This is a genomic window from Solibacillus sp. GQ1 (assembly GCF_059758555.1).
Map to the genome: position 1 here is coordinate 1,589,787 of NZ_JCAXEX010000001.1, position 13,597 is coordinate 1,603,383.

General features: G+C 37.2%; 20 protein-coding genes and 1 riboswitch. Of the genes, 6 read left to right on the top strand and 14 right to left on the bottom strand.

The features are described from left to right. Positions 1-206 precede the first annotated feature (206 nt). The 5 genes from AC6CH1_RS07965 to AC6CH1_RS07985 all read left to right on the top strand — a co-directional run bounded on the left by AC6CH1_RS07965 (position 207) and on the right by AC6CH1_RS07985 (position 2,381). Positions 207-890: a VC0807 family protein gene (locus AC6CH1_RS07965; protein ID WP_498316983.1), complete on the top strand. Its 684-nt coding sequence runs from the start codon at positions 207-209 to the stop codon at positions 888-890. Between the two features lie 106 nt (positions 891-996). Beyond that, positions 997-1,377, top strand: coding sequence for a group-specific protein (locus AC6CH1_RS07970; RefSeq protein WP_427709677.1), 381 nt, complete (start codon positions 997-999; stop codon positions 1,375-1,377). Positions 1,378-1,384: 7 nt separating this feature from the next. Then, positions 1,385-1,900, top strand: a complete 516-nt coding sequence (locus AC6CH1_RS07975) for an RNA polymerase sigma factor (RefSeq protein WP_427711585.1) — start codon at positions 1,385-1,387, stop codon at positions 1,898-1,900. Continuing rightward, on the top strand, positions 1,884-2,132 hold the full coding sequence (locus AC6CH1_RS07980) for a hypothetical protein (RefSeq protein ID WP_427709675.1): 249 nt from the start codon (positions 1,884-1,886) through the stop codon (positions 2,130-2,132). The genes AC6CH1_RS07975 and AC6CH1_RS07980 overlap by 17 nt, the downstream gene beginning before the upstream one ends. Positions 2,133-2,177: 45 nt before the next feature. Continuing rightward, complete coding sequence (locus AC6CH1_RS07985) at positions 2,178-2,381, top strand: transcription initiation factor TFIIIB (protein ID WP_251690010.1); 204 nt, start codon at positions 2,178-2,180, stop codon at positions 2,379-2,381. Between the two features lie 377 nt (positions 2,382-2,758). Here AC6CH1_RS07985 and AC6CH1_RS07990 read toward each other — a convergent pair whose 3' ends face one another. The 7 genes from AC6CH1_RS07990 to AC6CH1_RS08020 form a co-directional block, all read right to left on the bottom strand. Beyond that, positions 2,759-2,938 (bottom strand): hypothetical protein, encoded by a 180-nt coding sequence (locus tag AC6CH1_RS07990; RefSeq protein ID WP_251687660.1) that lies wholly within the window; start codon positions 2,936-2,938, stop codon positions 2,759-2,761. Positions 2,939-2,954: 16 nt separating this feature from the next. Next, positions 2,955-3,953 carry a 5-methyltetrahydropteroyltriglutamate--homocysteine S-methyltransferase gene (gene metE / locus AC6CH1_RS07995; RefSeq protein ID WP_498316985.1) on the bottom strand — a complete coding sequence of 333 codons (999 nt, stop codon included), beginning with the start codon at positions 3,951-3,953 and terminating at the stop codon, positions 2,955-2,957. A 15-nt stretch (positions 3,954-3,968) separates the two neighbouring features. Next, entirely contained in the window at positions 3,969-5,225 is a 1,257-nt protein-coding gene (locus tag AC6CH1_RS08000) for a hypothetical protein (RefSeq protein WP_498316987.1), read from the bottom strand. Between the two features lie 162 nt (positions 5,226-5,387). Further along, a riboswitch (cobalamin riboswitch) is annotated at positions 5,388-5,567 on the bottom strand. Positions 5,568-5,927: 360 nt separating this feature from the next. Beyond that, positions 5,928-6,539 (bottom strand): SCO family protein, encoded by a 612-nt coding sequence (locus AC6CH1_RS08005; protein WP_427709671.1) that lies wholly within the window; start codon positions 6,537-6,539, stop codon positions 5,928-5,930. Positions 6,540-6,645: 106 nt separating this feature from the next. Next, the gene (locus AC6CH1_RS08010; RefSeq protein WP_251687655.1) at positions 6,646-6,786 is read right to left on the bottom strand and encodes a YvrJ family protein; all 141 of its coding nucleotides are present in this window, start codon (positions 6,784-6,786) and stop codon (positions 6,646-6,648) included. Positions 6,787-6,849: 63 nt separating this feature from the next. Next, on the bottom strand, positions 6,850-7,071 hold the full coding sequence (locus AC6CH1_RS08015) for a DUF2922 domain-containing protein (RefSeq protein WP_251687653.1): 222 nt from the start codon (positions 7,069-7,071) through the stop codon (positions 6,850-6,852). Positions 7,072-7,101: 30 nt separating this feature from the next. After that, entirely contained in the window at positions 7,102-7,320 is a 219-nt protein-coding gene (locus tag AC6CH1_RS08020) for a DUF1659 domain-containing protein (protein WP_498316990.1), read from the bottom strand. 164 nt (positions 7,321-7,484) lie between these two features. Here AC6CH1_RS08020 and AC6CH1_RS08025 point away from each other — a divergent pair, with 164 nt between their 5' ends. Continuing rightward, positions 7,485-7,919 carry a DUF2621 domain-containing protein gene (locus AC6CH1_RS08025; protein ID WP_498316992.1) on the top strand — a complete coding sequence of 145 codons (435 nt, stop codon included), beginning with the start codon at positions 7,485-7,487 and terminating at the stop codon, positions 7,917-7,919. A 51-nt stretch (positions 7,920-7,970) separates the two neighbouring features. Here the strand turns inward: AC6CH1_RS08025 and AC6CH1_RS08030 are convergent, their stop codons facing one another. The 7 genes from AC6CH1_RS08030 to AC6CH1_RS08060 form a co-directional block, all read right to left on the bottom strand. Next, entirely contained in the window at positions 7,971-8,462 is a 492-nt protein-coding gene (locus tag AC6CH1_RS08030; RefSeq protein ID WP_079527013.1) for a CcdC family protein, read from the bottom strand. Positions 8,463-8,587: 125 nt separating this feature from the next. After that, positions 8,588-9,298, bottom strand: a complete 711-nt coding sequence (locus tag AC6CH1_RS08035) for a cytochrome c biogenesis CcdA family protein (RefSeq protein WP_251687648.1) — start codon at positions 9,296-9,298, stop codon at positions 8,588-8,590. A 215-nt stretch (positions 9,299-9,513) separates the two neighbouring features. Next, positions 9,514-9,891 carry a hypothetical protein gene (locus tag AC6CH1_RS08040; protein ID WP_251687646.1) on the bottom strand — a complete coding sequence of 126 codons (378 nt, stop codon included), beginning with the start codon at positions 9,889-9,891 and terminating at the stop codon, positions 9,514-9,516. A 115-nt stretch (positions 9,892-10,006) separates the two neighbouring features. Continuing rightward, positions 10,007-10,639, bottom strand: a complete 633-nt coding sequence (locus AC6CH1_RS08045; RefSeq protein ID WP_498316994.1) for a GIY-YIG nuclease family protein — start codon at positions 10,637-10,639, stop codon at positions 10,007-10,009. 144 nt (positions 10,640-10,783) lie between these two features. Next, positions 10,784-11,425: a cyclic di-AMP binding protein CbpA gene (gene cbpA, locus AC6CH1_RS08050; protein WP_251687642.1), complete on the bottom strand. Its 642-nt coding sequence runs from the start codon at positions 11,423-11,425 to the stop codon at positions 10,784-10,786. A gap of 94 nt (positions 11,426-11,519) precedes the next feature. After that, positions 11,520-12,851, bottom strand: coding sequence for a dehydrogenase (locus AC6CH1_RS08055; RefSeq protein ID WP_498316996.1), 1,332 nt, complete (start codon positions 12,849-12,851; stop codon positions 11,520-11,522). 15 nt (positions 12,852-12,866) lie between these two features. Beyond that, the gene (locus AC6CH1_RS08060) at positions 12,867-13,490 is read right to left on the bottom strand and encodes a serine protease (protein WP_498316997.1); all 624 of its coding nucleotides are present in this window, start codon (positions 13,488-13,490) and stop codon (positions 12,867-12,869) included. Positions 13,491-13,597: the final 107 nt, after the last annotated feature.

Genomic DNA, 13,597 nt, shown 5'->3' on the forward strand with positions numbered 1-13,597 from the left:
AAATTTTGAAACTTTACTAAAGATAATACGTAGAAGAATATACATAATATTACATAAATTAGAAAGGAGTTATTGCAAGCTTTTTTTAAGTGTCTTTCGTTTACTTGGTTGCTTTTTTTCGTATAACTATTTCATAAAATATAGTGTCGGATAATCTTTAGTAATATAAAAAAACAAATACTTTTTTAACGGTAATGGAGGCTTTTATGGCAAATAATTCACAGTCGAATAAATATCTTATCTTTCTAGAGCTACTGTTTTATGCAGCATTACCTTATGTAATCTGGAAGTTTGGGCGAGAGCCTTTTGGTGACTATGCCGCAATGCTGCTGTCCACTGTTCCCGGGATAATTTATACGGTTTACCGCTTTGCTAAAGACCGGCAATTCAATGTGACAGGCCTGTTTATTTTAGGCTCAATGCTTATAGGTACAGCGGTCGATTTACTGTCGGGTTCAGCGGAGCAGATGATTTGGAATAACGTTTATTTAGGTCTTTTTTATACGTTGCTCTATGTAATTTTATTCATCGTAAAACAGCCTTTTTCCCTGTATATTGCAGTTGATTTTGCTTATTTGCAAGGACATGCACGAAAGGAAAGTAAAGCATTATTCTTTCAAAAAGGGATCTTCCGATGGTTTCAGCTGATCCAGGTTGTCTTCATTATTCGAGGACTGGTTATGGCAGGAATTACGGTCTTCCTGCTTCGTAAATATGGAATTGACAGTTATGGTGACATGCTTATTTATAAACGGGTAGCGAGTTGGGTGTTTTCCGGAATTTTAATGGGGATGTTCTTTTACATTAATGTTGTTGTACAAAACTATATGAACCGATTAAATGAAAATAATCTGCAAAAGCGGCAGGAACCGGAAATTGTCGCAGAATAAATATTAAAAAATTTTTGAACCTTTTTCCTCTCCTGTTTGTATAGTCAGTGAATGCATCAAAAGTTGCAGCTTGTTATAAAATTTAACTAAGTAAGGAGAAATCGATATGGGGATTGGTTTTAAAATTTCGTTAATTGTGAGTGCAGTTGAAATGGTTGTATTATTTACGATTTTGATTCCGTTTTTTAGAAAACATATTATCAGGGAAGGTAAAAAAATTAATTATGCGAAAACAACCGTTTATTTACGCTGGAATATATTTGACACGATTACTCTGATTTTAGCGGTTTATACGATTATCTGTGTGCAAGTTTTGAACATTTTACTTTCATCCGGTGAAACAATTGAAAACCCTTATGTTCAGTTTTTTACGAACCAGGCACAGGCATGGGTCATTGTAATGGTTGTGTATTTGGTCATGCGCATATCGGCTACACTAAAAAGTATTAAAGCACGTTTCGGTGACGTTTATGATAGCGAACAATGAGCAGTTGATGATCGCGTTTCAAATTGGCGATTCGGAAGCGTTGGCACAACTGTACGACCAGTTGCATGAGCCGCTGTTCTGTTTTTTGTACCGTTATACAAAAGATGAGCAATTGAGTGTCGATATTGTTCACGACAGCTTTGAAGTGCTGCAATCAAAAAAATTTCAGTATGAACAGCAACGTGGTACGGTAAAGTCCTTCTTGTTTCAGATTGCCTACCGCCTTATGATCAATAAGCTGAAAAGGCGCAAACGATGGCAGACACTCCTGCCTTTTCTCATCCCTATTCAGAAAAAAACGCTGCAAACCGAAGACACACTCGTCATTCAACAAGCGATTTCCAACTTGCCGGATAAACAGCGGGCTGTAATTTTGCTTGCTTACTATGAAGATTTGCCGCAAGAAGAAATTGCCTTAATATTGGATGTTCCGATCGGTACGGTAAAATCACGGCTTCATCACGCTATTAAAGCTTTAAAGGCTGAATTAAAGGAGGATTTCCAACATGAACGAGGAATTTAAAAAGGAAAAAGAGCTATCCGGTTTGCTTGATTCCTATAAAATCGACATACCTGTGACAAAACTTGCAAAAAAGCAGTCACCATTTCAAAAGTTTATTCGCTATCTTGGTTCTCCGACGAAAGATCCATTTGAAAAATGGACAATTCAATCAAAGGGCTATCTGTTTTTTAAAATTTTCCCCGTTTCCCTTGGTTTGTTTTTAGCAATTTTACAGGGATTCCTAATGAACTAATGGTAATTCCTTTGCTGGCTACCTAACTATGAAAGGGTGATAGAAATGAAGAATACGACAACCGTAAAAGAATGTCCAAAATGCGGCTGCTCTGAATTAGGGAAAGGCAAACATAGCGGGTACAGTGTTATGTCACCTGTCAATAAAATGAGCTTAGGTTCCAATATCGAATATATTATTTGTACACAATGCGGTTTTATTATTGAAGGCTATGTCGTAAAGCCTGAGAAATTTAAAGGAACATTTTAATTCGATATCGGGATTACAAATAGAGGGTGGGACATAATCCAAAAATGCAATTTTTCTCTTAGAGAAAAATTGCATTTTTTTGCTGAGCGTAAAAATTGATTTCCATTCCGGGGCGCTTTCCTCGGGCGTGGCCTTACACGAAAGTCTCAGGCGTCAGTGCTCCTGACGCTTCGCTTTCGTCGCAAAATAAATTTCGCTATTCCCGCAGGAAGCTGTGCTTGTTGCGAAAGGTGATACCGTCAGCACGAACACTCGCCCTCCATTCCAATCAATTTTATAAAATATCCGTTTCTTAATAAGGTTTTTCTCCTTAGTTTATGAAATTTCTACTTCTGTCCCGGCCTCATTGTATTTTCTACCTGTTTCTAAAGATCACTTCAACCTACTAATTCCGCTTTTACAAAATAATATGCTTTTTGAATTTCCTTTTCATCCGCTGGGTATGACGTCATCAACTCATCACGTAACTCTTTAAGGCTTTTTGTATTACTTTCTGTAAAGCCATTCATTACAGCCGTCAAAAACACGGGGTTGTAATTTCTTTTCATTTGACTCATAGTATCCGCCCCTTCATTAATTCAACAGTTTTAGTCGCTCTTTTGCGGCCACCATATTTTTCAATGATGCAATCGTCTCTTGCTCCGTGCGAGTTTTCAGTCCACAATCGGGATTGATCCAAAATTGTTCTTTTTCGATCACTTCTTTACTTTCTCCGATAATAACGGCCATTTCTTCCACTGTTGGTATACGGGGGCTATGAATGTCATATACACCTAAACCGATGCCCAGTCTGTACGGTGTCTCTTTTAGTATTTTTACCAGTTCTCCATGGCTTCGTGATGTCTCAATCGAAATCACATCCGCGTCCAATGATTCAATTACATCAATAAAGTCATTAAATTCACAATAACACATATGTGTATGAATCTGGGTCGTATTCCGCACACCGCTTGTCGCTAATTTAAATGCATTTACACTAGATTCGATATAAGCCCGATGTTGATTTTTACGGATCGGCAGCCCTTCTTTTAATGCAGGCTCATCAACTTGAATAATATTGATTCCTGCTTTTTCAAGCGCATATACTTCTTCCCTTAATGCCAGGGCGATTTGATAAGCAACTTCCGAGCGGTTCAAATCATTTCGCACAAATGACCAGTTCAATATTGTAACGGGTCCTGTCAGCATCCCTTTGACCGGCTTATCCGTAAGTGATTGTGCGGCACTTACTTCCCTTACCGTCATCGGTTCCGTCCATTCAACATCTCCGTAAATAATAGGCGGTTTAACACAACGTGAACCATAAGAAACAACCCAGCCATTATTCGTAAACGCAAAGCCATCCAATTTTTCACCAAAAAATTCGACCATATCTGTACGTTCAAATTCTCCATGAACAAAAACATCAAGACCAAGCTGCTCCTGAATCGCAATCCATCGTGCTGTTTCGTTTGCATTAAATGCTTCGTACTCCGCTGTTGTAATTTCCCCTTTACGCCACAAACTGCGATTTTTCTTAACTTCAGCCGATTGCGGGAAACTCCCGATTGTTGTTGTCGGGTAATCCGGCAACTGTAAAAAGGCACGCTACAGTTTACTGCGCTTGTTGTAGTTATCTGCTCGTTTAAAAGCTTCCTGTGTTAGTGCGTTCACCTTGTCATGTACAGCTTGTTTCCGTCTTGATTTATGCTGCGCCAATGTGCGGATTGCTTTTTGACTTTCTAAAATTGCATGTTGATAAGGACCTTCCAACTGAAGTATTTTTCCTTTAATCATTTGCAGTTCCTTTATTTTTTCATTGGCGAATGCTAAGACGTTTTGCAGCTCAGGTACAACCCCTTTTTCTCCTGCTGTTGTAACAGGCACATGCTGGAGGCTGCACGATGTTTGTAGATGGATAGGTGAATATGGTACGTAGGAACGAATTTCCGCTACTAGTGCCAACTGCTTCTGCAATTCGGCTCTCCATATGTCACGTCCATTAATAATTCCTGCATATAGAACTTTATCTTTGGGGAAAGTAAATTTTTTTAACGATGCTATATTTTCAATTTTTCCATGAACAAAGTCCAGTCCAAAGCCATCGACTGGCAAATTAATCATTGTTTCATAGTCGGATAACGCTTCAAAATAAGATGTGCAGATCGTTTCAACTGTAAGTCCTTTTAATACTTGATGATAGAAATGCTGAACTAATGCAATATCTTCGGAAGTAAGGTCTTTTGTAAGGCTTGGTTCTTCAAGCTGGATTGTCGTTGCACCACTTGCTTCTAACGACTGAAGCAACTCTTTATACACAATCACCAGCTGCTGAATATAGTGTTGTTTTTGTTCTTGGCCAACACCTTTTGTCAGTTTATAAAATGTAAATGGACCAATAATTGTCACACGAGGGGACATGCCGAATGCTTCGATTGCCTCCTGGATATATTGCGCGTAAACATTGTGCTGCAATGCGAGTTGTTGTCCCTCATATTCAGGTACAATATAGTGATAATTCGTGTTGAACCATTTCGTCATTTCACATGCCACCACATTTTCAGCTCCACGGGCCATTGCAAAGTATGCCGTAAAATTATGCTTCAAAGAAAGATAATCATAACGCGATGGAACCATATTGAACATTACAGCCATGTCCAGCATACGGTCATAGTATGTAAAATCACCTACTGTTAAAATATCCAGCCCTAAATCTTTTTGTTGATATAGCTGAGCAAGGCGTAAGTTTTTCATTTCCTGTTCATAGCATTGCAAAGTCAGTTGTTCTTTCCAAAATGCCTCTGTCACACGTTTCCATTCACGATTTTGTCCAATATACGGGTAACCAATTACTGCTGTTTTCATAAACAATTCCTCCTTAAATTTGTTACATAAAAACCAAAACCCCTCTTTCTAAGTGAAAGAGGGGTGTGAATGTTTAAGAGATTGACAAAAGAAACCTTTGTAAACTCAAAGGTTGTTGTCTCACTATCGCACAAAATCACCACCTATTTCCACGTAGGTATTGGCGTGTACTAGTTTCCGGCAGGTCTCCTGGCTCATCATCAACGTTCTTGTGATCCTTCCCATCAATAGACAGTGGTTGAATATCACGAACTCCGATTTACAGTTGCGGGACAGCACCAGACTTTCACTGGTTTCCCTTTTCAGCTTGTTCTCACAAGCACCGTAACTTACACAGTATGTAATTTTGTATACTATATCACAGAATTTGAGTTTTGAAAATTCTTTTTATTTATTGCTTTATCAATATAATGGTTGAAACAATTTGGGTTGATGCATTGTGCTTTTTATTAGAAGGAATTTATTTATTTTAGCACTTTTGCAGGTGATATTAGAAAAGTTGGCGTGCTTATTTGCTAATCAAGAACTGATATTAGCATATCAAGCATATCCAGTTCCTTTGTTAGAAGATCCGCAACTTATTAGAAAATTTGTAGTTTTATTAGCACAATTTCAATTTTATTAGAAAAGCCCTCACTCCACAAAAAAACTTGCTTAAAAAGCAGCTACACTTTTTTCGCAAGTTAATCTTACATTTCACTATTATTTTAGACGCTCGTCAATGAGTGCCTCCATATCACTAGCAATCGTTTCATATGGAACACCATCTTCTCCTGTGCCATAACCTGAATAGTTTTTCACGGCAATTCCTTTTTCATCTACTAGGAAAAATGTATCAGCGTGGATAACTTGGTCGTTTCCTTCAATTGACTGAACAGGTGTTTTAAATGAGTTTCTGCCAAACTGCTCGATAAATTTTTGATCGTACCCTGTCAGCATATGCCATTTTGATTCATCTACCGGTTTATGGCGCGATAAATATTCTGTTAAACGCTCCGGTGTGTCGTAGTCCGGATCTACTGAAAACGCGACAATTTTATAATCTTCCAGCCCTTTTTTCTCAAGGTGATCTTGTACTCGGGTCATATTCATTGTCATTGGCGAGCAAATGGTTGTACAGCTTGTGAAGATGAACATTGCCAGCCATGGTTCCCCTTTTAGGCTTTCCAGTGTCACTTCTTTGTTACGGTGATCGGTCATCGTAAACCCGCTAATTTCAAAGTTGGTCGTCGGTTTAAACTGATAATTGCTGCATGCAGTGAGAACTGTTGCTGCCAAGAGCATAAGTGCGAATACTATTTTTTTCGTTTTCATTTCTCTCTCTCCACTCTTTGAACATTACTCTCATCTTACCCAATATTTAGTATATTCTCAATAGTTATCGGAAGAAAGGAAGTGTGTCAACATTGTGAAGAGTTTTTCATGCTCTGTCTGCAGGATGATGTAATGATACGAGTGCTGTATGAATCGCTTCAAGTTTTGTTTCTATCCGATACAGTAAATAAAAAGAAATAAAGATCGGAAATGTTACTTCCTGAAGAATTGCTATCCACTGCTCCATTAAAATCCCTCCTTTTTTCATTTGAAAAGGCCGGCAAAGCATCACACTTCACCGGCCTTGCTTTTAGCTATTCAGTTCGATTGCTGTGACATTACGTTCAACGATGCGAGCTGATTTTTTCACATTGTACAAAAATCCGTCCTTCGAAAACACTGCCTGATCAATAATTGTTTGCATCGCAGCATTCACTTCAGCCTCCGTTAAATTCGGCTTCGGATCATTAATATTAATCGTCATCGTATCCCCTGCAATGTTGGCAAATGTTAATTGTAAAACTTGTGCCATGTGATCACCTCCAATTCATGATAATGTTAATTAAGCGGTAATACTGTCTTTTTGCGTTTTCACAGATTCAATATAATTGTAATCTGTTAAGCCGACGATTGTTGTTGCAACAGTGTATAGTTGCTGAGCTGTCGCACTTCTTTCCAAGTTACGGAATGTGGAACTTTTAATAATCGGCTCATTAAATTCATCAAGGCCTGTCTGATAAAATACTGTCAATGTTGCAGATAAAAATCCGAATTCGTTCATGTTTATCACCTCCTTGCCCTATATATGTCATGATTTACCGAAAAAAGGGACAATGACGATGAAAAATTTTACAAAACCTTATATAATAGACAATAATGAGGTTTATCACCAGTAGTTTAGTAGAAGGAATTTCATAAACAATATTTAGTAATGAGGTGAACATTGTGGGCTTAGATGGCTGGTTTTTATGGTTTATTTTATTTTGGGTTGTAGTATTGATTTCGCTTATGGGGATTGGCGGCTTTTTTATGTTCCGCAAGTTTTTGAAGGCCCTGCCGAAACAGGACGGAAAATCGGATCTAGATTGGCAAAACATATACTTAGATAAAACGATTCATCTTTGGGGTGAAGATGAAAAACAATTACTTACCGAGCTTGTCAGTCCTGTACCAGAGCTATTCCGCCAAGTTGCCAAAGAAAAGATTGCCGGTAAAATCGGTGAAATTGCACTGAATGAGCGTGCCTCAAAAATCGATTTGGACTTAATTATTCGTGGCTATATTATTGCTTCGCCAAAACGCGACCATAAGTTTTTACGTAAAAAACTCGATGAAATGAAAATTGATACAACGAATTATGACCATTTATTTAAGGCATAGACGAAAAGAAGACTGTCTTTAAAAGTATAAAACTTTTAGAGACAGTCTTTTCTATGCGACAATATGCGATTTTTCAAGCTTCTTATATTTAATAAGCATACCGATTCGCCACGGCAAAATCATCGAGAACGCCAAGATGAAGAACATACCGGCAAGTTCACCGACATCGAATGTTTCGGCAAATATTAATTTTAAAATAATACGTAGTACTAATAATCCCACTAATATGAATGGAAATGCTTTAGATTGCTTCATATAAATTGCGCCGTCTCGCACTTCGAACTTCGACGTTAAGATTAATACAGATGAAAATAACAAGCCTAGTGCGGCCGCTTCTACTATTTGAATTGGCGCTACACGAAACTCCTCAAAAATAAACATCAGCGCGCCTGTTGACATCGCAAAAGGCGGAATGAGTATTTTTTTCGTGGATACCGGCTTTTTTTGTGCACGCAGTCTTATGAACATAACAAAAGAGCCCATTATGACTGCCATAATCGTCGAACCAATTAATAAATAGTGAGAAGGTATACTGTCGAACATCATATTCCTCCTCTTGCATGAACGTATGTAAAATTATCGTGTAAACAAGATAATATGGATCATGCACACTTTTTCACTTATGTTACTTCCCTTAGTATAGCACGGTCTGAATAAGCAGGGAACTGTTAGAATCCTTTAAAACCATCGAAAATCGGCAAGAGAAGATTAATAATGTAAGTCAATCCGTCAAAGAACAATAAAATGCCGACCGCGATCATAATATAGCCGCCAACTACTATGATTTTTTGGCTATGTGTGCGAATCCAGTTCATTCGTGAAATGAAGAATGATAATGTAAAGAATGGGATTGCAAAGCCTAAGTAATATGCGACCATATACAACATTGCCGAATCAGGGTTCGTACCGCCAAGCGTAATAATCGCTGCCAGTATCGGACCTGTACAAGGAGTCCATCCAGCTGCAAAAGCTAGACCGATCAGCACCGAGCCGAAATAACCGGATGGTCGGTTTTTGAACTGGAACTTGCGGTCTTTCATTAAAAAGTCAATCTGCAGAAGACCAACAATCATTAAACCGAATGCGACAATTAAAATAGCGCCGACTTGACGCAGTAAATCCTGGTACTGGAAAAAGAAATCTTTCGCTAATGATGTTCCAAATCCGATAGCGATAAATATAATCGAAAACCCAAGCAGAAAAAATAAAGTATGTAAAATTGCGCGTTTTTGCATCATCCCTTTTTCGGTTTTCAGCTCATCGAGTGTCATCCCGGTTATATAGGATAAAAATGCAGGATATAGCGGTAGCGTACATGGTGAAATAAAACTTAAAAACCCGGCACCGAACGCTAAAAGGACATTTAAATCTGTATTCATGCTGCTTCATTCTCCTTAACATTGATACCTTCATCGTACCAAATTTCCCCATACATTACTTGCTTTTTTAAATGAATATTTTTTGTCAGTGATTTGTGGGTAAGGTAAAAGATAAATGTGCGAAAGTGCCGCGTTATTTGTATTTGAAAATAAATGCTCCTTCTTTATACATGGAAGGGCTCTATCGCACATTTGAGAAAGGAGGGGTGATTTTATTATCGAATCATATCAATAATAAAAAGACTGGAATAAATAACCGAGGTAAACAAGACCACTATTGAAATAGTAATTAGTTGGAATTTTAGCGACCAGCGCCATACACATTCCTTAGGATAGCTTTTTTTCCATCGAAGTGCTGCTTTAAAGTTAATAAACCAGCAATGCAATGTTACAACGATGGAAGGTACCGTATACAGGGCAATCAACAACAAAGACTGCTGGAATACGTTTGTCGTATATTTTCCGTAATTAATCATGAAGTATGGAAGTACGAACCAGAATACGGATGTAAATACTAATACGACAGCCGCCAAAAAATGCAGCCATTTATATTCGCTGTGTGTTTGCCTGTAATGTTTTAATGCTGCCTGCATGATCATCACCTACTTTTTTCACTTACTATTCCCTTTTTTTGTCGAAAATGAAACCGGAAAAATGTAGTAAAATGAAAAATTCTGCCTTTATCTATAAAGATTAAGGCAGAATTTTTTATAACGATGACGAAGATAATTCGAAAACTTCTCTGTTGGACCGTAAATTCCATTCAGGTTCGAAGCGCTTCACAATCGCATTCTTCAATTTATTCATCGCTTTTTCGTTCTCCATTGGATAGATTGCAAAATGTACATCGCTCGCAGGCAAAAGCTGTGTTATCTTTGCGTTAACATGGCAATGAGTAGATGTTCCATCCCGATAGCAGCCTTTTGCATATATACTGCCAATATGCTGATTAAAACGCTCTTTAAATGTTCTTGCACATACACCGCAAAATTTCAGTTCATTGTTCGCAATAATTGTATACACCCCCCGTTTCTTCAATAAATCCTCTTCACCACTAACGACAAACCGAGAATATATAAGATCACCGTAGTTATTCAAAAACTGCCTGTAAAAATGATTCCCTTCTTTTTTTAGCGCCTTTATTGCTGCCCCGGCCGGCTTATCCTTTAAGTGTGTTTGTTCGTTAACAAAGTCATATAAGTGTTCATATTTCTTTTGTTTCACAAGTTCGCCAAGCGTCTTTTTATCAAAACTCTCGTATAAGTCGGCAATTCCCTGTTCTAGTACAATTATCTCGATTTTAGTGAACTCTATTTTGTCCTCGTTTATTTGGATAAACATTATTGTTCTCCTTTCAGAAAATCCCCTTTTTACATACATTTCTATATAAATCAGCAAATCCCTCTTAATTTTTCCGATTTCTGTATTAGTACACAATTAATAAAAGAAAAAGCGATTCGCTCTATTGAACGAATCGCTTTATAACTAAAAATTTTCTTTATCAAATACTTCCAAATCAATAATACGGGCACCCTGTTTTAAGATGGCTGCCTCCAGCTCGTCCACTGTCGATTGTTTCGCACCTTTTGCCAGAGTAATAATTACTCGACGTAAATAAGTCGTATCATCATCAAGAGAGAACACACAATGCAGTGGCCACACCTTTTTAACCGCAGTCAGAACTCTAATTAGGATACCGTCCGTGTCCGGCAATGCAATTGTAATGGCACAGCTTCCTGTACGGTAGCCCCACGCCTCTTCCAGCAACTCAAATACTTTAGAATGAGGTAAAATACCGGCAAAGTTCCCTTTCGTGTCAACAACGGCCAAATAAGGCAATTGTTTAATTGAATGGAATACTTCAAAAAATGAACTGTTTTCGTGGACGAAAGCATCCGGTTCTTCAGTAAGTGCTTTAACCGGGGCTTTCATGTCGCCTTCTTTTAATTTATATTCGAGTACTTGGACTTTATAAATATTTCCGACGAATTTTTCCCCCGCTTCATCCAATACAGGGATGCATCTGTAGCCGTTGTCATTTAACTGACCGAGAACGTCTTTAATAGGATCCGTCTCTTTCACATAACTTACATCTTTTTTCTTTACATATCTTTGTTTCACTAACATGGCATTACCTCCTTGATGTTCTACTCTTATTTTAAAGGTAGTCCTTCAAATACGAAAGTAATTTTTAGAATATTTCGTATTTTACAGTTGAACCTTATTTGTAAATTTCATAATAAATATACGCATATGCTAAATCAAGGCATTTTTGGTAGTTCGGTAATTTATTTTCTTTATTATTTACCGATGCAAAATAGATGGCCTCCAGTACGCTTTCGTTTTTCGGGTAATGTTCACGGATTTTATAGAAGACCTTTGCGCACAATGTATCGGTACATTTTTCAGATAGCTGAATAATATAGCCGATTGTAGATTCATCAAGGCGTGTACTCGTTATGATGACCTCTTTCATCTCTTTCATCATTTCTAGATTGATTAAATGGATGATTTCATTTAACTTCTCTTTTTCAGACTCCACCACTTTACAATCAACTAGTACGAGCGTAAACCCTGCATCTTTTGTCGATTTTAATAGATATGTACCCGCGAGCTGAAACTGCTGTAATGGCGATATAAAACTTTTATCCAATTCAAATTCGTTAGTTATTGACGTTTTAATATATTTTTCCATATAGCGTTTATCTGTTTCAATTTTGCGGTAAAAACGCGCTTGGTACTGCTCCATCTTTTTTAGAAGAGTTTCTTCATTTATCAGCTTATATGATTGGGTAATATATTTATAGCACTCCTGCACTAAATCCTTATGGCTGTTGGCTTTCATACAAAGAAGGAGCACCTCATGAAGTACTTCTATTGCACATTCAAATCGGTCATTTTCAAAAAGAATTTTTCCCCTTAGTACACGGACATGCAAATCTATACGAGAAAACTTTTCGAACGGGTACTCTTCAAAATAGTCATTAAATAACTTTTTCGCATACTCCACTTTACCAATCTGCAGGGACAATTCAATATGAGTGATAAAACGGACGAGCAAAAACCTCTCATCTTCCGGGTTCCCCATCTTTAAAAAAACAGCTGGAATCTTGCTAATATCCCAAAAGATATCTTTTGGTAATTCATCCATTTGTGTTGCATAATAATTATTCATCGCAATTGACAGTAATGAAAAATTTTCATCTTCCAATGCGAAACTGCTCGCCAGTCTGTAATATTTTTTTGCCTGTTCAAAATCAATACTGAAATAATAGCAATGTCCAATGACCAAATAGAGGCTTGCTAAACACCCTTTTAAGTTCTCTTTTATATGCTGTTCAGTGTCCAATAATAATTGTAAAATCTTCATATTGCTATTGGCTAATATAAAAGGCTCACTATCAAAACGAAGGAAGGCATTCACCTTTTCAATATTCGCCTCTACTACTAATGTTTCTAACATTGCTATATATGCCTCATAATGTGCATCGATTGATGAAAATGTTTGTGAACGATAATGATCAAGTTGCAATGACTTAAGTTGCTTCCCCATCGTTATATCCACCTCCTACTTTTTCAAAGATAACGGTTCGTACAACTCTCGTTTAATAATTGAAAATTGATCCATAAAACGAATGACTTTATATTTACTGTCAGCATATTTCGTTTCGTTGTCTGCCAGGTAATCACGTAAACTCTTTATAATTTTTGTTTCGATTTGGACGAGTTTTTTTGGATAATGTTCGTATTCATAGAAGCGATCATGAAATAATTGCTTCGAGCTGTTTTCAAACTTCATATATAAATCATATTGTTCTTTTGGTAATATTCCGAGTACTTCACGCAAATAATCCAAAAATAGATTGACGGTCATTACCGAAGCCATTAAAGCTTTAGTATACGACCCAACCGTGGCTTTTTTCAGTCGTTTAAATTTCGAACTTATTAGTACTTCATTCAATATAAAATTACGAAGCAGAAAAATGAGTGCATGTTCTGAATTGATGACCGGCTCTTCTTCAAAATAAAAGTAAACCCAAACATCGCTTACAATGTATTTTGCGAAAGATAATTGCGCAAAGTCATGGCGGATTAAATGGAAGAAATAGTCGTAGTGTTCGAGCAGGATTAATTGTTCGAGCTGCTGTTCATTTAAAATAAACAAAGAATTTGATGTATCAAAATCTTTCATCTTCACACCTCTTTCTCGACATTTACTACCATTATAATAGTTTTTTGTTAAAATTTGTTGTTTTTTGCAGAAATAAAAAGACATACCCGAAAGAAAGTGACTTTCGG